The 21,288-nt window shown below is 42.6% G+C and carries 21 protein-coding genes; 8 read left to right on the forward strand and 13 right to left on the reverse strand.

The genetic code is table 11. The annotated features are described in order from the left end of the window. Positions 1-43: 43 nt before the first annotated feature. The 5 genes from H3V11_RS02220 to H3V11_RS02240 form a co-directional block, all read right to left on the reverse strand. Positions 44-1,267, reverse strand: a complete 1,224-nt coding sequence (locus tag H3V11_RS02220) for a multidrug effflux MFS transporter (RefSeq protein ID WP_025331352.1) — start codon at positions 1,265-1,267, stop codon at positions 44-46. Positions 1,268-1,302: 35 nt separating this feature from the next. Then, positions 1,303-2,301, reverse strand: a complete 999-nt coding sequence (argF, locus tag H3V11_RS02225; protein ID WP_370570163.1) for an ornithine carbamoyltransferase — start codon at positions 2,299-2,301, stop codon at positions 1,303-1,305. A gap of 10 nt (positions 2,302-2,311) precedes the next feature. Continuing rightward, complete coding sequence (dapE, locus tag H3V11_RS02230) at positions 2,312-3,469, reverse strand: succinyl-diaminopimelate desuccinylase (protein ID WP_198223516.1); 1,158 nt, start codon at positions 3,467-3,469, stop codon at positions 2,312-2,314. Positions 3,470-3,589: 120 nt separating this feature from the next. Then, a complete protein-coding gene (alr, locus tag H3V11_RS02235) occupies positions 3,590-4,648 on the reverse strand; it encodes an alanine racemase (RefSeq protein ID WP_025331355.1) in 1,059 nt (352 codons plus the stop codon). 257 nt (positions 4,649-4,905) lie between these two features. Next, on the reverse strand, positions 4,906-6,162 hold the full coding sequence (locus tag H3V11_RS02240) for a D-amino acid dehydrogenase (RefSeq protein WP_198223517.1): 1,257 nt from the start codon (positions 6,160-6,162) through the stop codon (positions 4,906-4,908). A 177-nt stretch (positions 6,163-6,339) separates the two neighbouring features. Here H3V11_RS02240 and H3V11_RS02245 point away from each other — a divergent pair, with 177 nt between their 5' ends. The 3 genes from H3V11_RS02245 (at position 6,340) to H3V11_RS02255 (ending at position 8,560) form a co-directional block, all read left to right on the forward strand. After that, on the forward strand, positions 6,340-6,804 hold the full coding sequence (locus H3V11_RS02245; RefSeq protein ID WP_084553707.1) for an Lrp/AsnC ligand binding domain-containing protein: 465 nt from the start codon (positions 6,340-6,342) through the stop codon (positions 6,802-6,804). 80 nt (positions 6,805-6,884) lie between these two features. Next, the gene (locus H3V11_RS02250; protein WP_198223518.1) at positions 6,885-7,502 is read left to right on the forward strand and encodes a hypothetical protein; all 618 of its coding nucleotides are present in this window, start codon (positions 6,885-6,887) and stop codon (positions 7,500-7,502) included. Continuing rightward, positions 7,499-8,560, forward strand: coding sequence for a hypothetical protein (locus H3V11_RS02255; RefSeq protein WP_198223519.1), 1,062 nt, complete (start codon positions 7,499-7,501; stop codon positions 8,558-8,560). Before H3V11_RS02250 ends, H3V11_RS02255 begins: the two co-directional genes overlap by 4 nt. Before the next feature lie 34 nt (positions 8,561-8,594). Here H3V11_RS02255 and H3V11_RS02260 read toward each other — a convergent pair whose 3' ends face one another. Next, positions 8,595-9,476 carry a LysR family transcriptional regulator gene (locus H3V11_RS02260; RefSeq protein ID WP_084553699.1) on the reverse strand — a complete coding sequence of 294 codons (882 nt, stop codon included), beginning with the start codon at positions 9,474-9,476 and terminating at the stop codon, positions 8,595-8,597. 121 nt (positions 9,477-9,597) lie between these two features. On the opposite strand from H3V11_RS02260, the gene H3V11_RS02265 reads away from it, so the two are divergent. The 3 genes from H3V11_RS02265 (at position 9,598) to H3V11_RS02275 (ending at position 12,700) form a co-directional block, all read left to right on the forward strand. Beyond that, a complete protein-coding gene (locus tag H3V11_RS02265) occupies positions 9,598-10,101 on the forward strand; it encodes a phenolic acid decarboxylase (RefSeq protein WP_084553697.1) in 504 nt (167 codons plus the stop codon). Between the two features lie 277 nt (positions 10,102-10,378). Continuing rightward, a complete protein-coding gene (locus H3V11_RS02270) occupies positions 10,379-11,260 on the forward strand; it encodes a LysR family transcriptional regulator (RefSeq protein ID WP_198223520.1) in 882 nt (293 codons plus the stop codon). Positions 11,261-11,491: 231 nt separating this feature from the next. Then, complete coding sequence (locus tag H3V11_RS02275; protein ID WP_198223521.1) at positions 11,492-12,700, forward strand: MFS transporter; 1,209 nt, start codon at positions 11,492-11,494, stop codon at positions 12,698-12,700. 453 nt (positions 12,701-13,153) lie between these two features. Here the strand turns inward: H3V11_RS02275 and H3V11_RS02280 are convergent, their stop codons facing one another. From H3V11_RS02280 to H3V11_RS02290, 3 genes are all read right to left on the reverse strand, one after another. Then, positions 13,154-13,564, reverse strand: coding sequence for an ACT domain-containing protein (locus tag H3V11_RS02280; RefSeq protein WP_198207086.1), 411 nt, complete (start codon positions 13,562-13,564; stop codon positions 13,154-13,156). 583 nt (positions 13,565-14,147) lie between these two features. Beyond that, positions 14,148-15,011: a prephenate dehydrogenase/arogenate dehydrogenase family protein gene (locus H3V11_RS02285; RefSeq protein ID WP_084585759.1), complete on the reverse strand. Its 864-nt coding sequence runs from the start codon at positions 15,009-15,011 to the stop codon at positions 14,148-14,150. A 58-nt stretch (positions 15,012-15,069) separates the two neighbouring features. Then, complete coding sequence (locus H3V11_RS02290) at positions 15,070-15,867, reverse strand: 3'-5' exonuclease (protein WP_084548356.1); 798 nt, start codon at positions 15,865-15,867, stop codon at positions 15,070-15,072. A gap of 299 nt (positions 15,868-16,166) precedes the next feature. Between H3V11_RS02290 and H3V11_RS02295 the strand changes: the two genes are divergently transcribed. Next, on the forward strand, positions 16,167-17,021 hold the full coding sequence (locus H3V11_RS02295; RefSeq protein WP_037393391.1) for a DsbC family protein: 855 nt from the start codon (positions 16,167-16,169) through the stop codon (positions 17,019-17,021). 219 nt (positions 17,022-17,240) lie between these two features. Continuing rightward, positions 17,241-17,588 carry a DUF488 domain-containing protein gene (locus tag H3V11_RS02300; protein WP_084585758.1) on the forward strand — a complete coding sequence of 116 codons (348 nt, stop codon included), beginning with the start codon at positions 17,241-17,243 and terminating at the stop codon, positions 17,586-17,588. Between the two features lie 107 nt (positions 17,589-17,695). On the opposite strand, the gene accD is transcribed toward H3V11_RS02300, so the two are convergent. The 4 genes from accD to H3V11_RS02320 form a co-directional block, all read right to left on the reverse strand. Then, on the reverse strand, positions 17,696-18,568 hold the full coding sequence (gene accD, locus H3V11_RS02305) for an acetyl-CoA carboxylase, carboxyltransferase subunit beta (protein WP_025331368.1): 873 nt from the start codon (positions 18,566-18,568) through the stop codon (positions 17,696-17,698). 67 nt (positions 18,569-18,635) lie between these two features. Beyond that, positions 18,636-19,421 (reverse strand): tryptophan synthase subunit alpha, encoded by a 786-nt coding sequence (gene trpA, locus H3V11_RS02310; RefSeq protein WP_038649010.1) that lies wholly within the window; start codon positions 19,419-19,421, stop codon positions 18,636-18,638. A gap of 156 nt (positions 19,422-19,577) precedes the next feature. Further along, positions 19,578-20,939: a PFL family protein gene (locus H3V11_RS02315; protein WP_198223522.1), complete on the reverse strand. Its 1,362-nt coding sequence runs from the start codon at positions 20,937-20,939 to the stop codon at positions 19,578-19,580. A gap of 9 nt (positions 20,940-20,948) precedes the next feature. Beyond that, positions 20,949-21,224: an ACT domain-containing protein gene (locus tag H3V11_RS02320; RefSeq protein ID WP_025331370.1), complete on the reverse strand. Its 276-nt coding sequence runs from the start codon at positions 21,222-21,224 to the stop codon at positions 20,949-20,951. Between the last annotated feature and the right edge of the window lie 64 nt (positions 21,225-21,288).

The following is a 21,288-nucleotide window of genomic DNA, read 5'->3' on the forward strand; positions in this document are numbered from 1 at the left end:
CGGAAAAACAAGAAAAAGGCAGCCTACTGCGGGCTGCCCGTTATTATTTATGTTTTTTTTGCCATGCGGTATGTGATAAAGCCCATAATAATACGGCACCACAACTGGTGGAAATAAGCATCATTGTCGGCATAACATGTGTCGAACCATTATGCAGCAGTGTAGTCAGCCAGCCTACAGTAGCGGCAATCAGAAACTGCATTGTTCCCAGTACAGCATTGGCACTGCCGCCAATTTTACGAAAATAGCTCATGAAACACGCCTGAGTATTGGAACCAATCAAACCCTGTGAACCAATTGAAAACATAATCAGCAACAGTAACAGGAAGAAAGGCGGACGATCCATACTCCATACCACAATGGTTAATAATAAATTACAGCTTAACTGCAACAGCACACCGCCAAGCAAAATGTTGCGAGCCGGCGTAGTACGCAGACGATAAGCTGTTACCCGGTTAAACAGCATCATAGTAATCACATTGGCACCAAAGGCCCATGAATACTGATGCGGGCTAAGACCATATATATTCATGTACAAAAAGGAAGATTCAGTCAGAAATACAAACATGGCTGCAAAAGCAGCAGTTTGAAAAAACATGAATCCCAACGCTTCGCGTTCATGAAAAACCACTGAAAAATTTTCTTTTATCTTGCGAAAAACTTTGCTATCCAATGGCTGAATATCCATTTTAACCTGTGGCATAAACCGCCATACACAAATCAGTACGGCCAGAGCATATACCAGCAGAAATATAAAGATAACCCGCCAACCGCCAAGAGCAGCCAGTGCTGTACCCAGCATGGGCGCAGCCAGTGGTGCAGCCAGAGTAATAATACCAATGGTGGCAAACATTTTCGCGGCTTCATTGCCATGAAAGAAATCACGTACAGTTGCACCAACTGTAACAGTGGCCATACCGCCGCCCAGTGCCTGAATCCAGCGCCAGAACAGCAATTCTCCGGCTGAGTGAATAAAGACAATAGCAATAGCTGACACCAGATAGACACTCAGACCAATCATAGCAATGATTTTGCGCCCTTTAATATCGGATATTGCCCCCCCAAGCAATTGTCCGAGCGCAACACCAAACATGAAACTGGCCAGACTGCGTTCAATCTGATCAATCGGTGCATGTAAAGAAGTCGCCATTTCCGGTACAGAAGATAAATAAATATCTGTGGAAAACGGCATAATAGCCACCATCACTGACAACAATAATGCCAGATAATGCGGATTAATAGGTAACTGATTGGGGGATGTTTTCATAACCATTCTTTCCATTTACTACAGGCCTGCCCCGGTCAGGTAGTTAATAATGCTACCAATACTGCTTTAATGGTATGCATCCGGTTTTCTGCCTGTTCAAAAACAATAGAAGCAACACTTTCAAATACTTCTTCACTTACTTCGGCGCCATCCAGAGAAAACTCATTAAAAAGCCACTGTCCTACCTGAGTATCGCGGTTATGAATTGCCGGCAGACAATGCATGAATTTCACTTCAGGATTATTGCTGGCAGCCATCAGACGCGCATCAACGCGGTAAGGTCTGAGCTGCTCAATCCGTTCCTTCCAGGTTTCTTTCGCTTCTCCCATTGATACCCAGACATCGGTATGAATAAAATCAGCCTGATCAACAGCTGCGCCTGCATCTTCAGTTAATGTAATCCGTGCACCGGTCTGCTTAGCAATTGAGCGGCACTGTTCTACCAGAGCGTCATTCGGCCAGAAAGCCCGCGGTGCACCAATACGTACATCCATGCCCATTTTGGCACCGGCAACCAGCAAAGAATTACCCATGTTGTAACGGGCATCACCCACATAAGCATAGGCAATCTGATTCAAGGGCTTTTTGCTGTTTTCCTTCATAGTAAGCAAATCAGCAAGCATTTGCGTCGGATGGTATTCATTGGTCAGACCATTAATCACCGGAACACCGGCATATTCAGCCAGCTGCTCGACAATTTCCTGTCCGTAACCACGATACTCAATCGCGTCATACATACGCCCCAGAACCCGTGCAGTATCACGGATACTTTCTTTATGCCCTATCTGGCTGCCACTGCTGTCCAGATAAGTCACATGCGCACCCTGATCATGCGCAGCCACTTCAAAAGCACAACGGGTACGGGTAGATGTTTTTTCAAATATCAGAGCAATATTTTTACCAGTCAGACGCGGCTGCTCCGCTGCATTTTTCTTTTCAGCTTTCAGGCTGGCAGCCAGATCAAGCAGCGTCTGAATTTCTGCCGGCGTATAATCCAGCAGTTTTAAAAAATGTTTCTGTTTCAGCATCCCCATTAGTTTCTCCTTATGCAGCATGAGTAAAATCAGCCTGTGCCAGCTGTTGCAGCATATTCTCATAAATAGCCGATAACTGAGCTATTGCAGCAATATCCACACACTCATCTATCTGATGAATCGTGGCATTAACCGGACCCAGTTCTATTAATTCGCTGGCGATAGCCTTAATAAAGCGACCGTCTGACGTACCGCCGGTGGTAGATAATTGAGCATTCACACCACAAACACGCTCAATGGCAGCCTGTGCTACCGTAGTCAGATGTCCGGCAGCGGTCAGAAACGGTTCTCCGGACAAAGCCCACTGCAAATCATAGTTTAAATTATATTTATCCAGAATGGCATGTACCTGCAGGCGCAGACTTTCCGCTGTCGATTCCGTTGAGAACCGGAAATTAAACTGTACGGTAAGCTCTCCGGGAATCACATTAGTAGCCCCTGTACCGGCGTGAATATTGGAAATCTGAAATCCGGTAGGCGGAAAATAAGCATTTCCGTCATCCCAGTGCGTGGCAGTTAGCTCAGCCAGTGCCGCAGCAGCCAGATGTACCGGATTGGCAGCCAGATGAGGATAAGCGATGTGTCCCTGGCGTCCGTGCACCTGCAGCGTACCCGACAAAGAACCACGTCGTCCGTTTTTTATCATATCCCCTAGTGTATCAACTGCCGTAGGCTCACCCACAATGCAGTAATCAATATGCTCTCCCCGCTCTTTTAAAACTTCAACCACACGTTTGGTACCATCGTGTCCGTCACCCTCTTCATCAGAAGTAATCAGCAAAGCCAGACGCAACGGCAATTCAGGTTGTTGAGCCAGCAAGCGTTCGCAAGCGGTCACAAAAGCTGCAATACTGCTTTTCATATCGGCAGCACCACGCCCATACAGGTATCCATCACGCTCTACAGGTGTAAACGGAGGCGAAGTCCAGCGACTTTCATCACCGGTCGGTACCACATCAGTATGTCCGGCGAAACAAACCAGCGGCCCCTGCCGGCCGTAAACGGCATAAAAATTATCCGTTTCCCCGAATCTGAAGGTTTCAATATTGAATCCCAGTGCTGTTAGACGGCTCATCAGCAGCGGCTGACAACCATGATCATCCGGCGTGACAGATGGCTGTGCTATTAAATCTTTGGCCAGTTTCAGTGTTTCTATTTCCATTATCATAAACTCAAAAAAAAATAACTTCAGGCAGCTTGAAAGGCTGCCTGAGAACATATTACATCTTTATAAACCAATTTTTCTGTCTTGCCAAACATTTACCCAATAATTGACAATCCATTCCATTTATTCATACACCATTTCAGCACGTTTAACATTACACAGCAGCTCATAGGAAATGGTTCCGGCGGCGGCGGCTACTTCATTTACATTAACAACATCACCCCATAATTCCACTTCACTGCCGAGTGACTGCCGGTGGTCATCCAGCTGAACTGTCATCATATCCATGGAAACCCGACCGAGAACACAACTGCGTACCCCGTCAATTGCTACCGGCGTGCCTGTTGCAGCACGGCGCGGATAGCCGTCAGCATAGCCGCAGGCCACCAGCCCGACACGGGTTGAACGGGTAGTGACATAACTGGCACCATAACCAATCGGTTCTCCCATCTGCAAAACCCGTTCTCCGAATACTTTACTTACCAGCCGCATTACCGGCTTGAAACGGCTATCAGCACCACCCATCGGCGAAATACCATAAAGTGCCAGCCCCGCCCGTCCCCAGCCGCACTGTGTTTGCGGATAAGCCATTATGCCAGCTGAATTAGCCAGACTTACCTCACCGGGCAAATTGGCACAGGTCAGCTCAAAAGTACGAATCTGTTCAGCCGTCATGGTTTTCATCGGCTCATCTGCACAGGCAAAATGGGTCATTTTCACCACATCAGCTACCTTACTGCTTTGAATCAAAGCCTGATAGGCAGGTGCATAATCATGAGGGAAAAAGCCGGTTCGGTGCATACCGGAATCCATTTTCAGCCAGACTGTTACCGGTTTCTGCCAGTCATAATCCAGTAAGCTTTCCAGCTGCCATAAATTACCTACTACAGGCCACAACTGGTAACGGTCTGCCAGCGCATATTCTTCAGCAGCAAAAACCCCTTCCAGCATGATGATCGGTAATTGTATACCTGCTTCACGCAACTGCACTGCCTCACTGATACAGGCCACCGCAAAACCATCAGCTATATCAGCCAGTGCCTGCGCGCAGCGCACAGCGCCATGTCCATAAGCATTGGCCTTAACCACGGCCAGCATTTTGCCGCCACCATGCATCTGCTTTAAAGCCAGAAAATTATCACGCAAGTGATTCAAACGAATCTGCGCAACTAACGGACGCATCATTGCTCCCCTGTTATCCTGATTATCAAATTTCATTATTTAAGCAAAGCCACCATGCAGCAACAGCTTTCAGTAATAAAATTTTATCATTATCTCTATCTGAATTTCATATATCACCATAACTGCCAGCCGTATCAGATAAATTAATAATATATTAATATTATGATAAAAAATTTTACCGTTTCTGTCTGCCCTGACAAACGGGACAAAATAAGCACCGATAAGAGCAAAACTTACCCGAACCGTTCTGAACTTGCTTAAACATAACGAGCCAGCGATAAATCACTGGTTTCAATTTCCGGTTTAACGCCACTAATCAAATCAGCCAGAATTCTTCCCGAACCCAGCCCCATTGTCCAGCCCAGCGTACCGTGTCCGGTATTGATAGACAAATTCACAAAACGGCTGGCGCCAATAATCGGCGTACTGTCGGGTGTCATCGGGCGCAGACCGCTCCAGAAAAAAGCTTCCGAAGTCCGGCAGCTATCCGGAAATAAATCATTCACCACCAAATCCAGTGTTGCTTTACGTTTAGGGTTCAGATGAATACGATAACCAGACAACTCAGCCATACCACCGGCACGGATACGTTTATCAAAACGCGTTACTGCCACTTTATAAGTTTCATCAATCACAGTAGAAACCGGTGCTTTTGCTTCATCGGTAATCGGAATAGTGAGTGAGTAACCTTTAACCGGATATACCGGCAGATTAATTCCCAGTCCGCTCAGCATACTGCGACTAAAACAGCCCAGAGCACAAACATAATGGTCGGCAGTAAAGTACTGACCATTGGCCATAACACCCTTAATACTGCATTTATCTTGCTGTATTTCAGTAATAGCATGTCTGTAGAGGAATTTTACACCGAGATCTTCACATTTTCTGGCCAGCTCAGTAGTAAATAAATGGCAGTCACCGGTGCCGTCCTGTGGTAAATACAGGGCACCGGCCAGCTTTCCAGTCATATGTGCCAGTGCGGGCTCGTATTGGACACATTCGGCAACACTGCTGAGCTCCTGTAAAGGCACACCGAATTCCTGTAAAACAGCCACATCGGAACGGGAATCGATAACCTCTTTTTCTGTACGGAAAATCTGTAAAGTACCTTTGCTGCGACCTTCAAACTGAATATTTTCTTCTGCCTGCAATTGCTGTAACATCGCACGGCTGTACTCGGAAATCCGCACCATGCGTTCTTTATTGGTGGCATAGCTTCGGGCATTACAATTACGGTACATCTGCCAGAGCCATTGCAGCTGAAACAGACTGCCATCAGGCCGAAACAGCAAAGGGGAATGTTCTTTAAATAGCCATTTCCATGCTTTGGCCGGAATATTGGGTGCTGCCCACGGAGTGGTATAACCATATGATAATTGACCGGCATTGGCAAAACTGGTTTCCATTGCGGCCTGATCAGCGCGCTCCAGCACAGTGACTTCATGTCCTGCTTTAGCCAGATACCATGCAGTACTTACCCCCACAATACCGGATCCCATAATCAGCACTTTCATAATATCCTCTCTCTGGTACTTAACCGGAATAACCTATTGGTTTAACCACAAATTTCACAAATATCTTAATTCAGTTACTTTCCCTAGTGTAAACAAAGCCTGATAGTGAATTTCACTTTATTTATACAAAAAAATGGAGTATTTTAATAAATACTCACATTAATACTATCAAAAACCATGCACCATATAGATAAAGTGGACATGAAAATCTTGTCCCTGCTTCAGAAAAATGCCCGGATGACCATGACCGAGCTGGCCGATAAGGTTGGTCTTTCCACCACACCGGTTACCGAACGGGTACGGCGGCTGGAACGGGAAAACATTATTACCGGTTATCACGCCCGCCTCAATCCTCGCGCCCTGAATCAGAGCCTGCTGGTATTTGTTGAAATCAAACTGCGCTCTAAATCCGGCAATATTTTTGAAGATTTCCGGCGGGAAGTTCTGACTATTCCGCATGTGCTCGAATGTCATCTGATTTCCGGTGAATACGACTACCTGATAAAAGTTCGCCTGCCAAATATGCACGCTTACCGCAACATGCTGGGTAATATTCTGTTACAGTTGCCCGCAGCAGCCGAAAGCCGCAGTTATGTTGTTATGGAAGAAGTGAAGGAAGAACAGATGCTATATTTAGATTAAATCAATATCAAAACATGTTAATTTTAATATATTATAAATCGTAGTGAAATTGTCTTACCAATCTAAATTCTGGTGCTTCAATGAAAAAATACAATAAGAAAAAAATAAATAAATTATTTCAAAACCGGCAAACTCAACAAAAATTAATAGGAAATTTTTATGATATTTGCCAAGATTTTTTGCCAAGAAATGCTGAAAATAATTTTCAAAATTTAAATGCGGATCAAAGCTTTGCTCTCGCTGTAATATCTAAAGCAAATGCAAATCATGTAGTCACAAGACAAGCTATTTTGAATTTACTTTGTCATATAGGTGAAAACATATCTCCATTAATAAATGAATTCATTATAAATAAAAATAGTCTCTCCTTTACAGAGAGTTTATCTTTTCTACAAAATTTAAATTTTTCTAATCACATTCATCCTTATTTAGTAATAATAAAAGGCTTTATTGAATCAGCATCCTCCATTGCTGCTATCGAAAGCTATTTCAATTGTTTTATGGGAAAGTCTACGAAATACGATAACTCAATACCGAGATTAAATGTAAAAAATTTACACCCAGAAATTATTAATAATTTTTACGAAATTACTCATAGAATTTTATCTATAAAAAAACCAAATAAACTTAAAGAGTTTACTTTTTTTATTTATAAAATTGTGAAAGATAATGCTAGTCAAAGTATTCTATTTTTATGAATTATTTTACTCAGGATAAATCAAATCAAATATCTTTTGCTCATCTATTCTTAACAGCTAAAAACTATTCTATTACTGATTATAGTCAGTCTTTAGCTTACAACACTTGTTTCGCAGCTATTGATTTAGAAAGATTTGAAGAAGCAAACTATTGGCTAAAAAAAATTAACAATAGCGAAAAATATACGGAAATTGAAAATTATCTATTAAATAAAAAACAAGAAATTGAAGAAATATCTCAGCATCCTTTAAATCCTGTCAATAGCTCACCCTTAAGTCTAGAAAATATATCAACCATAGACTTAATTTTTTTATGTATTTACTTAGATTCTTGTGGAGACAATTGGGGATTAAAATCATTACATACACACGGACAATATACTTTTCCATATTACAAAACAACTTTAGAAATATTAAAATCTTTAGCTATTAAAAAATTGATTAAAATACCAATATCCTCTTTTACAAATTATTCATTAAGAGATCTTAATCAAATTGATAAAATTATAGAATATGAAAATTTTCATCTTAATATTCAAGATGTACCAGATAGTAAAATTTTAGCTCTTAAAATCTTACTAGATGAAATATCAAATCGAATAGATAAAGCAGAAAGTTGTTACGAGATTTGGAAAAAAATTGTACTAGATTATTTTTTCAGTGCACTTGAATACCATCTAAATAACCTTAGAAATAGCTGGGCTAAAGATTTTGAGCTGAATGAAAAAATAATTTCCGATTTATCTTTGCTCAATTTAAGTGCCAAAATTTTATCTTATATTGCAAAAAATTCAACCACTTTTGCAGCAGGCTTGCATGCTAAAGGTAACACTTTCGGAAACCAATATACTTGTAATTTATTATTCAAGAGTATTAATTACCATTTGGAGTGGATAAAAGATGGTAATTTTATAGATAAGTCACTCAGTAGAGGTAAACAACCAATATTCTCATCTGAGAATATTTTAAAAATTATTGCAAATATTTCACTAGAGGATATATATAATACAAATCCTAATATTGATTTGATATATACAAACATTTCGAAAAATGAATAAATTTCATATTAATCAAATAAATTTAATTTTTCTGTTATAAAGGACAACGACCATTAATTAAACTGACTAATAAAGCAGTTTCATCATCCAGCTGTTCTTCTTCCTGATTGAGAAATAAATAAACCGGTGTTGCACGGCACATACCCTGGCGCAATGGCAATAATTTTAATTCTCCGCAGGCCAGTTGATTTTTAATCCGTTCTTCCGGCAGCCAGCCATAACCCACTCCCTGACTGACTGCCTCAATAGCTGTTTCAATCGTGGTGAATGTCCAGTTTTCAGATGCAGTAATCTGCCTGTAAGGCTGTTGCTGTTGTTCACGACTAACAATTTCAATCAGCGGATAACGCATTAGAACATCCTGACTCAATGGTGCCGGTAAATCCAGCAAAGGGTGCGAATGCCGCACAACTGCTACAAAATTCACCTCCAGCAATAACTTACCCTGCCTCATCATCTCAGCACTTGGGGTGATAATATAAACATCCGCCTGCCGCTGTTGTAAAACAGCACAACTTTCACTGCGCAATACTTCTGTGAGATGTATCTGAGTAGACGGATAAGCCTGCTGAAAACAACGCAATGCTGAAAACAGGCGATCTTTAGGAAAAATACTGTCTACTACCAGGTCTAATCTTGCCCGCTCTCCGCGTTTCAGAGCCCGGGAACGATTTTCCAGTGCTTCAAATCCCTGCAACAGTGGTAATGCCTGTGCCAGCAACTGCTGTCCGGATGCTGTCAGTTCTGCACGACGGCCGACAATAGTTAATAGCGTTACCCCCAGACGCTCCTGCATCAGCGTCAGCTGATAACTTAGCGAAGACTGGCTGCGATTAAAAGCTTCAGCGGCACGGGCAAAACTGCCGTAACTGACTACGGCCTGCAATAACTGCCATTGCTCCAGCGTTGTTTTCATTACTTAATCAATCGAAATTTTGAAACGGTTTAAACCAATATTAGCGTTATTCATCAGATAAATACAGGTTTACACTTCATTTGTTTTTATTCAGATTAACTTCAATTCAAAAGGTGAAAAAATGCCTGCATTTGATACTGCCGATTTAAGTAACATTCTTGGTAAACATCTGGTTTATACCTACGACAATGGCTGGAACTACGAAGTTTATGTTAAAAATGCCACCACTATCGATTATCGTATTCATAGCGGTCTGGTAGGTAACCGCTGGGTAAAAGATCAGAAAGTTTATCTGGTACGCGTAGCTGCCGGCGTATATAAAATTTCATGGACAGAACCTACCGGTACAGATGTCAGCCTGATTATCAATCTGGAAGACAAATTATTTCACGGCACCATCTTCTTCCCGCGCTGGGTAATGAATAATCCTGAACATACTGTTTGTTTCCAGAACGAGCATATTGCACAAATGGAAGCCTATCGTGAAGCGGGCCCGGTTTATCCGACAGAAGTTATTGACGAATTTGCCACCATTACTTTTATTGAAAATTGCGGCGAAAATGATGAAAACGTTATTAACTGTCCGGCCAGCGAATTACCGGCAGATTTTCCGCATCACCATTAAGTACTTATCCTGAACCACAGGGCAGACAATAAATTGTCTGCCCTGTTCTGTTTATTTGGCAAAAACCCCTGTTTTTAAATACAGAAAGATAACTATAGTAGCGTTAACACTTAGCATGGTTATTTTTTACTGACCGGTAAAATTATATGTATGGTCTGCATTTTAACTATACATAACTCTACATTCGAACTGTACATAAAAACAACATGCCTCTTTCCTATAACTTAATTATTGTTATACTTTTTAAGCATAAAAAATAGTTGTATGTGAGGTCATTTTGGATATTAAAGTATTACGTTATTTTCTAGCTCTTGCTAGAGAGGAAAGTATCACTGCGGCTGCTGAGTATTTACATCTGACTCAGCCAACATTATCTCGTCAACTGGCTGAATTAGAGCAAGAGTTGGGTAAAACCTTATTTATTCGAGGCAGTCGTAAAATTACCTTAACCCATGAAGGTATGCGTTTACGCAAACGTGCTGAAGAAATTTTGGAATTAGTGCAAAAAACTGAATTAGAGTTTCAAACCTCAGCTGAGGAAATCAGTGGCGATATCTATATTGGCTGTGGTGAAACCCATGCCATGGGATTAATTGCTGAGGTTGTTAAGGCATTACAACACGACTATCCGCAAATTCATGTGCATATTTATAGTGGTGATGCTGATGAAGTAACAGAACGTATCGATAAAGGCTTACTCGATTTTGGATTATTAATTGGTGTGGAAAATATCAGCAAATATGAGTCGTTACTATTGCCCGAAAAAGATACTTGGGGAGTATTAATGCGTAAAGATAGTCCACTTGCGCATCAAGATGTGATTAGACCTAGCGATTTATGGAACTTGCCACTTATTATCTCTAAACAGAAAGAAGTCGATATCCGAATTACGCGCTGGTTAAAACGTGATTTAGATAAACTCAATGTGATTGGCTCATATAACCTACTTTACAATGCCTCACTTATGGTTGAAAAAAACATGGGTTATGCATTAAGTATTGATAAGCTGATTAACACGACTGGTAATAGTCATCTTTGTTTTAAACCTTTAGAGCCACAATTAACGGTTGATATTCACATAGTTTGGAAACGTTATCAAATTTTTTCAAAAGCAGCTGAAATCGGTTTACAGCGAATGAAACAGGCTTTTTCTCAATAAATCCCTCTGAATATAGAAGTGAGCAAAATGATTCTCCTATTTTGCTGAGCTTATTCTTATGACTTCTTTTTATTGATATTAATGACATTAAATACAGCTTATACCCATGCTTTTAAGGCATAAATAACCATAAAATATAAGTAATTTACATATCTTTAGCTGCTATTTAGACTATGACCCATTCCACAACCATTCAATTCATTCGTCTTTAATATAATAATGGGATTAACCATGTCAGATAACACATCAAATTCCCCAACTACGGCGTATTGGGGAGCAATATTCTCGCTATTTATTGGGGTAACAAGTTTGATTACCGCGGAATTTATTCCCGTTAGCTTATTAACACCTATCGCACAAGATTTCAATATTACTGAAGGTCAAGCAGGCCAAAGCGTCACAATGGTGGGGATTTTTGCGGTAGTCACCAGTTTGGTTCTCGCACCCATGACCCAAAATATTAATCGTCGAGTAGTATTACTCACTTTTTCTATTTTATTAGTATTATCCAATTTGTTCATTGCTGTTGCACCTAATTATTTCATTATGCTGATTGGTCGAGCGCTATTAGGGATTTGTGTTGGCGGATTTTGGTCAATGGCATCTGCTGTAGTATTACAATTAGCGCCGAGTAAAGATATTCCTCGAGCATTAAGTATTGTCTATGCCGGAGTGTCGGTTGCAACGATTATTTCACTGCCTCTTGCCAGTTATTTAGGTCATTTAGTCGGTTGGCGTAATGTGTTTTTTATTGCTGCGGCATTAAGTTTTATCGCGCTAGTTTGGCAATGGCTTACCCTACCATCTTTACCGCCGCGTGAAAGCAGTAATTTTAAAAATATGTTTGCCCTATTTAAGCAAAGTTGGTGTTTTCTTGGCATTATCGGGACAATTTTTAGTTATGGAGGTTATCACCTCTTTTTTACTTATCTGCGACCGTTTTTAGAGCACAATTTAGCACTACAAGCCGGTCCGTTAACCCTTATTTTATTGGTGTTTGGTATCGCTAATTGCATCGGAACCTTTGTTGCGGGTTTACTACTTGGCCGATTTTTTAGACCTGTGATGATCGCCATTCATTTAGTTTTAGCCGCTATAGCCATGCTCTTATTTATTAAATATAGGTTTTTAAGTTCTGATAATGTGACTATGGATACTACATTAGTGATTGCTTGGGGATTTGTGTTTGGATTTATCCCTGTTGGTTGGTCAACGTGGATCACTCGAACGCTTGCTGATAAAGCTGAACTGGTTGGTGGATTATCGGTTGCCGCGATTCAATTTTCCATTGGTTTAGCGGCTGGTGTTGGTGGAATGACCTTTGACCAATTAGGGTTTAGTGGCATTTTTATCACGGCTACGATTATTTGTATTATGGGTGCCATCATTACCGCCTTGTGTTTTAGTTTATATAAAAAAGCAACAGGCAATCTTGCTTAATCAATCTCATATAGATAAAAAGGATCACAAATAAAATTCAAGTTGACGGCTTTAATGTTTATGCTAACTTTTGTACAAACAACACTTGCGAACACGGCAGAAGTGGCTATGCAACATTTTCCAAATCCATCAACAGTGAGTCAGGCATTACAACCTTTAGTCTCTGGCGCCCCCCCTTTGGAATGATCATCCTAAAATTAATGCCGAATGGCATCAATGGGTCGATACGATTGCTGCCCAAACTTTAAAAACACTCCCTACGTTAAAAGAACGAATGCAAGTCAGTGTTACAGCTACGCAGCTTGGTTACGTACTGATAAGACCCTGAATACCTGTACTTGGTTTTACCAAAGCATAGAAACAATCAAAATTATTTTCTTTCTCCGCTTAACAAAACCACCAACGCTGTTATTGAACATCATCATTCATCGTTTTATCTATTGCATAAGCTGACTATGATGCCTGACCCAGATTATTCAGAATAACCAAAGCCTGCTGCACATCATCATCAGCTACAAAAATATGATCATGATAATAACCGGCTATAACATTACAACTGATATTCTGTTGTGCCAGTGCATGCGCAAAAGCAGCAGTCAGCCCGACAGCCGCCAGCGAAGAATGCACCATTAATGTAATCCAGCCAGCAATATATTCATAATTCAGCTGATACTCATCAGCAACTGCCTGCGGTAAAACCAGCGTAGTACCTTCGTTTTCCTGCATAATCGCCACAGCAGCGGTCAGCAATGCTGGTGCAGGCTGCTGTACAGTACAAAATACATATTTGCCCGGATTATGCTGCGGTGAAGCAGATTGCAGCAAAATTTGCAGATTACTTTCACCAGAGATATTAGCGTCCATATCAAAGTATCCTCAGAAACAATCAAACCGGTCATTTAATGACTAAACTGGTCAAAAGAGTTTATCCTTGCATTAATTCTATTTGCATGACAGCACCCAATACCTTTGATTATCAGTAATCATATCTGTCTGGTAAATTCACTTACTCAGGCCGTAATGAACAATTCTGTCACCGAAGCTGAAAGCAACTAAACATCAGGCTATATTTACTCCAGCCATCAAAAAAATATTAATACACACCATCTGCTTTAAAATTCCATTAGCATAAAGAAAAAAAGATAAAAAAATGCGCACACGATTAAGTGTGCGCCAAGTCTACAAAGGAGAAATAGAGGAGAAACTGTTAAACCAACTAGGAGCTGATTTAACGAAGCGAATTATGCCTCAACTACGCATGCATAGCAAGTCATATTTTGTATTAATTCGACAAAATATAGTTATTTTAATTAAAAATACCGCAAAATTCATTAACTGCACACATCTTTTCCCGCAAACAGCATAAAAAAACACTTTATCTAACCATAACTTAGCCCAAACCAAACCATCGTCAGACAACATTACCGCTGACTTCGGTTCATGAACACTAATTATGCCAGTCTTCGCGTATTTTCTGTGCTTTTGCAAAAAAAGCAGTCAATTTTTGTGCATCTCCTTGTTGCAGACAGTCCTGTAAATATGCCAGTTCATGCTGTTGCTGCTGGAGTAAACCAGCCAGTACCTGACGATTAGCCAGACAGATATCTGTCCAAATCTGCGGATTACTGGCTGCAATGCGGGTGAAATCCCGAAAACCGCTGCCAGCAAATTGCAACAATTCATCGGCATTTGCTGCTTCGGCCAACTGGTGTACATATGCATAAGCCAGCATATGCGGTAAATGACTGACAGCGGCAAAAATTGCATCATGTCGTGCCGCATCCAGATGATAAATCTGCGCCTGTACAGCCTGCCACATAGCAACAACTGTGTGTAATGCAGCTTCTTCCTGCTGTTCATGAGCGCAAACAATACATTTTTTTCCGGCAAATAAACCAAACTGCGCCGCCAATGCACCATGCCGGTCTGAACCGGCAATCGGGTGAGCGGCCACACAGCGCGGATAATGATGCGGTAATTCAGCAGCAAAGGCTTTTAATGCCAGCTGCTTGGTACTGCCCACATCAGTAACAATACAATGTTCAGATAAATAAGGAACTAGCTGACGGCAAATTGCCGGTAACGTATTCACCGGAGTGGCTATCAGCACCATATCGGCTTCTGCCACACTTTCTGCATTAATCTGCGTATAGGTATAATCAACTACCCGCCGTTCCAGTGCTCGGGTCAGATTATCAGCATCGATATCAATACCGGCTACTTCAGCAACCAGTCCGGCACGTTTTAAATCCAGTGCCAGAGAGCCACCAATTAGCCCCACGCCGACCAGCACCAGCCTGCGCATATTCATCTCAGAAAACATCTCATACAAATCATCATTTCAGTTTTCGGCTTATTTGTTTTGATAATCAGACCGATCTGCCCCATGCACTTAGAAACTCCTGCCAGTGTGCCGCCTGTTGCGTACTCAGATAACCTTTAAGACAACGGATTTCCTGCTCATATTCGTCTGCATCCAGAAAACCGCGTAACAGATTAAAGCGCAGATACATTAAATAAGTATTGGCTGCATCGGTTTCGCAATAGTGCCTGATCTGTGCCAGCTCGCCCTGCTGATAAGCTGCCCAGACTTTACTACCGTCCATACCCAGTTTTCCCGGAAAACCGCATAGTTTGGCCATATCATCCAGAGGTACACAGGCACGGGACTGATATAAAGCCAGTAAATCCATTAAATCACAATGGCGTGCATGATAGCGGCTGATATAGTTATTCCACTTAAAATCTCGGCTGTCGCCAAAATCACCCTCGCCCATATCCCAGTAGCGTGCCGCACTGATGCCATAAATCAAAGCACGATAATGTAATACTGGTAAATCAAAGCCGCCGCCGTTCCAGCTCACCAGCTGAGGTGTATGAGTTTCAATCAGCTCAAAAAAACGCGCAATTAAAGTTTCTTCGCTGTCTTCCGGTGTTCCGATGCTGCCCACATGAATTTTATCCGTACCCCAGCGCATACAGCAGGAAATAGCCACTACCTGCTGCAAATGCAGCTGCATAAAATCGTTACCGGTTTTGGCTCGTCGCTGCTGCAAGGCAAATTCCACCACATCAGCATCACTGACCTCTGCCGGCAAATGATTCAGAACACGAATGCCGGCTACATCCGGCACAGTTTCTATGTCGAAAGCCAAAATCGGAGTCATAGCAAGAATTCACATTAATTATCGGATAAGTATTGTGGCATGAAGCCACTGGCTGCGCCAGCCGTTTAACTACAAAACAACATTACACTTATAACATGATTGCTTTATACTAACGCGTAGCCGGACAGGCCTGGCATAAAAGCAGATAAAACAGACTATAGATTTCGTTGTTTTCAGCTAGTCTGGCGTTCTGCCGGATTTATCCTGTTTAGCGATAAAATAGCAAAACTTCCCACTTGGATACTTTTATGCCTTTCTCAGTCAGGGCATACATTAACAGACAGAAAAAGAATTTCAATATGAAAAAATCTTATCTATGGCAATGGCTTGCACCCCTACTGGCCATACCGCTAATTGCTTCATGCGACGGTACACCTGTACATAATATTGATTCTGCGGCAAAGTCGGCCTCAGGTAGTACAACTGCATCTGTATCAGCAGCCAATAATGTAACTGACGCGGGTCGTCCTGCTGATGCGGAAATCAGTAAAAAAATAAATGCCAATCTGGCCAGTAAAATGAGCAAAATGCTCAAAGGTTCCGAATTAAATATACAGGGTGTATATACCACACCGTTACAAGGTATTTATGAAGTAGTCATTACCGGCAATCAGATTATTTATACTGATGAAAATGCTGCCTATGTTATGATTGGTAATCTGATTGATCTGGAACACCGGAAAAATCTTACCGAACAGCGAGTCAGCGATATGTCCAAAATAGACTTTAAAGAATTGCCATTAGAAAAAGCAATTAAAGAGGTCCGCGGTAATGGTCAGCGAGTAATGGCTGTATTCTCCGATCCTGACTGCCCGTTCTGTAAAAAACTCGAAGAAGAAATTGCCCAGATAGACAATATCACTGTCTATACCTTCCTGATGCCGGTGCCTGATTTACATCCAAATGCACAGAAAAAAGCTGTACAGATATGGTGTCAGAAAGAGCGTACAACCGCATGGACTCAGTGGATGCGCAAGGGCAAAGAACCTGCTGCTGTGGCTAATTGTGATAATCCGGTAGCTGACGTCATAAAACTGGGCAATAAATATGGCTTTGATGGCACACCTACCTTAGTTTTCCCGAATGGCAAAACCATTTCCGGGCTAATGCTTAAAAATGAGTTAGAGCAGGAACTGAATAAAAATCAGAAATAGCATTATTTATAGAAAAAAGCAGCCGCACCGGCTGCTTTTTAATTTTCTGTTACGATACACAATACTGATTATTACATTCGAACCATGACGCTGGCCGATATTGATTATTAGTTTTTTACCACATCAGCTTACCCATTCTGCTACTGGTACACTACCATGCTTGCCGATACAAATATTAAAAATTATGATTGATAATTTACAGAGTTAAACTCAATCGCCATGTATAACATTCAACGTGTATATACCTATCAGCATCAGCAGCCGGCAGTATTAATAGACCGCCTGTGGCCACGCGGTATCAGCAAAATCAGACTAAGCGGAGTTGAGTGGATTAAAGCTGTTGCCCCGTCCGACCAGCTCAGAAAATGGCTGCACCAGAATCCTGAAAATCATTATCAGGAATTTTGCCGGCTGTATCAGCAGAAACTCAGCCTGCCACAACAACAGGAAGCATTGCGTACACTGAAGCAACTGCATGAGCAGCATCAGCAACTATGGCTGCTCACGGCGGCCAAAGATATTGCCCACAGCCATGTACCGGTATTACTGGCACAGTTACAGGCATAGCTCAAAATTAACTGATGTATCCTTTTAGTCTCTATCAATAAAAACGCCCTGAAAACATATCAGGGCATTGCTATAACCATTATTCTATTATACAGATACAAACTGTGTCAGGCGGCATCCGCACTGGCTTCTGAGCGTAACAAACCAATCAGTCGAACAATTCGATCTTTTAATTCACGCCGGTCAACAATCTGATCGATTGCCCCTTTATCCAGTAAAAACTCCGAACGCTGGAAGCCTTCCGGTAAAGTTTCACGTACAGTTTGTTCAATCACCCGCGGACCGGCAAATCCAACCAGAGCATTCGGCTCAGCCAGAACAACATCACCGATAAACGCAAAGCTGGCAGACACACCGCCCATAGTCGGATTGGTTAATACTGATATGAAAGGCAGTGATTTATCAGCAAGCAAATGTAATGAAGCACAGGTTTTAGCCATTTGCATTAATGAATTGAGACCTTCCTGCATGCGTGCACCACCGGAAGCGGCCACACAGATAAAGGTACAGTTATGTTTTACCGCCTCACGTACGCCGCGAACAAAGCGCTCACCCACAACAGAACCCATTGAACCGCCGATAAAATTGAATTCAAAAGCGGCCACAACCACAGGTACACCATTCATGGTTCCGCGTACCACCAGCAGCGCATCATCTTCCTGCGTCAGCTTACGGGCAGCACTTAAGCGGTCAGTATATTTCTTGCTGTCACGGAATTTGAGAATATCAACTGGTTTGATGTCTTTACCAATTTCATACTGTTTGGTTTCATCCAGCATCATACTGATACGTTCCCGTGCTGACACCGGATTATGATATCCGCACTTCGGGCACACTTCCATATTCTTTTTCAAATCCGTGGCATATAAAGTTGCCGCACAGGACGGACATTTCTGCCACAATCCCTCAGGGATACCTGCGGATTTAACCGCTGCATCTTTTTTAATCTTAGGCGGCAGGATTTTATCTAACCAACTCATTCTTTTATTCCCGGTTATTGCCGGCAGCCGGAACAGGCCGCCATACAGAATTAGGATGTTACACAGATTATTCCAGAGCTTGTCTGAGCTCAGCGACAACAGGAGCCAGAGCTTCGGCCTCATGACCAATATGCTCGGCTATTGTCTGCACAAAGCGGCTGCCAACGATTACGGCATCCGCTACTGCTCCGATACGGCGGGCACTGTCGGCATCGCGAATACCAAAACCCACACCGATAGGCACCTGTATAAACTGGCGTAAATGATCAATTTTACGCGAAACTTCGGCCGTATCCAACTGTGATGAACCGGTCACTCCCTTAAGTGATACATAGTAAACAAAACCACTGGCCTTACTGCCAATCAGTTTAATCCGCTCATCAGTGGTAGTAGGGGCAATCAGAAAAATGCAGTCCAGCCCGTATTTCCTGAGCTGCTCATGCAAATCATCAATTGTTTCGGCCGGACAGTCTACAGTCAGCACACCATCCGCACCAGCCTGCGCAGCAGCACTGGCAAAACGTTCATAACCCATATGATAAACCGGATTCAGATAACCCATGAGCACCACTGGTGTCGTCTGATTTTCCTGCCGGAACTGTCTGACCACCTGAAATATATCATTCAGAGATACATTCTGGCGTAAAGCACGCTCGGCAGCTGACTGAATCACCGGCCCGTCGGCCATCGGATCAGAGAAAGGCACACCCAGTTCAATAATATCTGTACCATTGGCTACCAGCGTTTTCATCAGCTGTACTGTTGTAGCCAGATCTGGATTACCACAAGTGATATACGATACCAGAGCAGTCCGTCCATGCAGCTGCTCAAACGTATGTTGAATTCTACTCATTATGTTCTCAACTCATTTCCGAACACTTTAGCAGTATATTGATTCAGCCAGCCATCATTCTGCCGCTCCCTGCGGACAGCCAGATTTTATCTGCCTGCAACACTGCCAGTGCTGATTATCATAGCCTGCATCATACCATGCGGTACAGCACATTCCTTAATTTTTCATTGACTGCACCGGTGCCGGTACTCGTCCGCCACGATTAATAAATACCTCACAGGAACCGGATTTCACCGGCATAACCGGAGCTCGACCGAGTAAACCGCCAAACTCTACGTAATCACCGACATCCTTACCGGTAACCGGAATCACCCGCACGGCTGTAGTTTTACTATTAATCAGGCCGATAGCGGCTTCATCAGCAATAATTCCCGCCAATGTACTGGCCGGAGTGTCGCCCGGCACAGCAATCATATCCAATCCGACCGAACACACCGCCGTCATAGATTCCAGTTTATCCAGAGTCAGCACACCGGCTTCTACCGCTGCTATCATACCTTCATCTTCAGATACCGGAATAAACGCACCGCTTAGTCCGCCTACTGCGCTTGAAGCCATCATACCGCCCTTTTTCACAGCATCATTCAGTAATGCCAGTGCTGCAGTCGTGCCGTGCGTTCCGCAGACACTCAGCCCCATCGCTTCCAGAATCCGGGCAACACTGTCCCCCACTGCCGGAGTAGGTGCCAGAGACAAATCCAGAATACCGAACGGAATACCCAGCATTTTACTGGCTTCATGACCGATCAGTTCACCCACGCGAGTAATCTTGAATGCGGTTTTTTTCACCAGCTCGGCAACTTCAGTCAGGGACAGCCCTTGTGTATTCTGCAACGCAGCACATACCACGCCCGGTCCGGACACACCAACATTAATGACGCAGTCTGCTTCTCCCGCACCATGAAAGGCACCGGCCATAAACGGGTTATCTTCCACTGCATTACAAAAAACCACCAGTTTGGCACAGCCAAAACCTTCCGGCGTGATTGCCGCAGTCTGGCGGATGGTTTCCCCCATCAGCCGTACAGCATCCATATTAATACCGGCACGGGTAGAACCGATATTTACCGAGCTGCATACGACATCTGTGCAGGCCATAGCCTCAGGAATTGATCGGATTAATATCTCATCGGCAGCACTCATTCCTTTGTGCACTAATGCAGAAAAACCGCCGATAAACGAAATACCAATGGCTTTTGCCGCTTTATCCAGTGTCTGTGCTATTGATACATAAGAATCAGCACCGGTAGCAGCCCCAATCTGAGCAATAGGTGTGACAGCAACACGCTGATTCACAATTGGTACACCATATTTAGCCGACAGCTCAGTTGCCGTCTGTACCAGATTTTTACCGACACGGGTAATCTTGGCATAAATTTTTTCATTCAGGCGCTTAATATCTGTATCAATACAATCATGCAAATCAATGCCAATAGTTATCGTACGCACATCGAAATGCTGGTCGGATACCATTCGTACAGTTTCCAGAATTTCATTATTCTGAATAGAAAAAGACATAAATAACTCCTAAATCCGGTGCATGGCATTAAACAATGCTTCATCCTGCACACGGATGTGCAATCCCCGTTTTTCGCCTTCACTATCCAGAAATTTACTGAACTCTAAGCGTGGTAAAGTACATTTTTCCGCATCCAGCAGAATAATCATAGTGAAATAATCATCCATTAACTGCTGACTGATATTCACAATACTAACCTGATGCTCTGCCAGCAGCGTGGCTACCTCAGCAACTATACCAATACGGTCTTTACCAATCACTGTCATCACAGCATGATTAGACATAAATAATCCTATTCACAATAATAATTATTACCAACCACAGAAACTAATCCGTCGCCGGCCGGCA

The organism is Snodgrassella sp. W8158 (assembly GCF_016100435.1).
Taxonomy (GTDB): Bacteria; Pseudomonadota; Gammaproteobacteria; order Burkholderiales; family Neisseriaceae; genus Snodgrassella; species Snodgrassella alvi.

What these genes read in the sequence shown, in the direction of transcription:
- H3V11_RS02220 (WP_025331352.1), bottom strand. Translation starts at nt 1,267, where the DNA reads ATGAAAACATCCCCCAATCAGTTACCTATTAATCCGCATTATCTGGCA.
- argF (WP_370570163.1), bottom strand. Translation starts at nt 2,301, where the DNA reads ATGGGGATGCTGAAACAGAAACATTTTTTAAAACTGCTGGATTATACG.
- dapE (WP_198223516.1), bottom strand. Translation starts at nt 3,469, where the DNA reads ATGATAATGGAAATAGAAACACTGAAACTGGCCAAAGATTTAATAGCA.
- alr (WP_025331355.1), bottom strand. Translation starts at nt 4,648, where the DNA reads ATGCGTCCGTTAGTTGCGCAGATTCGTTTGAATCACTTGCGTGATAAT.
- H3V11_RS02240 (WP_198223517.1), bottom strand. Translation starts at nt 6,162, where the DNA reads ATGAAAGTGCTGATTATGGGATCCGGTATTGTGGGGGTAAGTACTGCA.
- H3V11_RS02245 (WP_084553707.1), top strand. Translation starts at nt 6,340, where the DNA reads ATGCACCATATAGATAAAGTGGACATGAAAATCTTGTCCCTGCTTCAG.
- H3V11_RS02250 (WP_198223518.1), top strand. Translation starts at nt 6,885, where the DNA reads ATGAAAAAATACAATAAGAAAAAAATAAATAAATTATTTCAAAACCGG.
- H3V11_RS02255 (WP_198223519.1), top strand. Translation starts at nt 7,499, where the DNA reads ATGAATTATTTTACTCAGGATAAATCAAATCAAATATCTTTTGCTCAT.
- H3V11_RS02260 (WP_084553699.1), bottom strand. Translation starts at nt 9,476, where the DNA reads ATGAAAACAACGCTGGAGCAATGGCAGTTATTGCAGGCCGTAGTCAGT.
- H3V11_RS02265 (WP_084553697.1), top strand. Translation starts at nt 9,598, where the DNA reads ATGCCTGCATTTGATACTGCCGATTTAAGTAACATTCTTGGTAAACAT.
- H3V11_RS02275 (WP_198223521.1), top strand. Translation starts at nt 11,492, where the DNA reads ATGTCAGATAACACATCAAATTCCCCAACTACGGCGTATTGGGGAGCA.
- H3V11_RS02280 (WP_198207086.1), bottom strand. Translation starts at nt 13,564, where the DNA reads ATGGACGCTAATATCTCTGGTGAAAGTAATCTGCAAATTTTGCTGCAA.
- H3V11_RS02285 (WP_084585759.1), bottom strand. Translation starts at nt 15,011, where the DNA reads ATGAATATGCGCAGGCTGGTGCTGGTCGGCGTGGGGCTAATTGGTGGC.
- H3V11_RS02290 (WP_084548356.1), bottom strand. Translation starts at nt 15,867, where the DNA reads ATGACTCCGATTTTGGCTTTCGACATAGAAACTGTGCCGGATGTAGCC.
- H3V11_RS02295 (WP_037393391.1), top strand. Translation starts at nt 16,167, where the DNA reads ATGAAAAAATCTTATCTATGGCAATGGCTTGCACCCCTACTGGCCATA.
- H3V11_RS02300 (WP_084585758.1), top strand. Translation starts at nt 17,241, where the DNA reads ATGTATAACATTCAACGTGTATATACCTATCAGCATCAGCAGCCGGCA.
- accD (WP_025331368.1), bottom strand. Translation starts at nt 18,568, where the DNA reads ATGAGTTGGTTAGATAAAATCCTGCCGCCTAAGATTAAAAAAGATGCA.
- trpA (WP_038649010.1), bottom strand. Translation starts at nt 19,421, where the DNA reads ATGAGTAGAATTCAACATACGTTTGAGCAGCTGCATGGACGGACTGCT.
- H3V11_RS02315 (WP_198223522.1), bottom strand. Translation starts at nt 20,939, where the DNA reads ATGTCTTTTTCTATTCAGAATAATGAAATTCTGGAAACTGTACGAATG.
- H3V11_RS02320 (WP_025331370.1), bottom strand. Translation starts at nt 21,224, where the DNA reads ATGTCTAATCATGCTGTGATGACAGTGATTGGTAAAGACCGTATTGGT.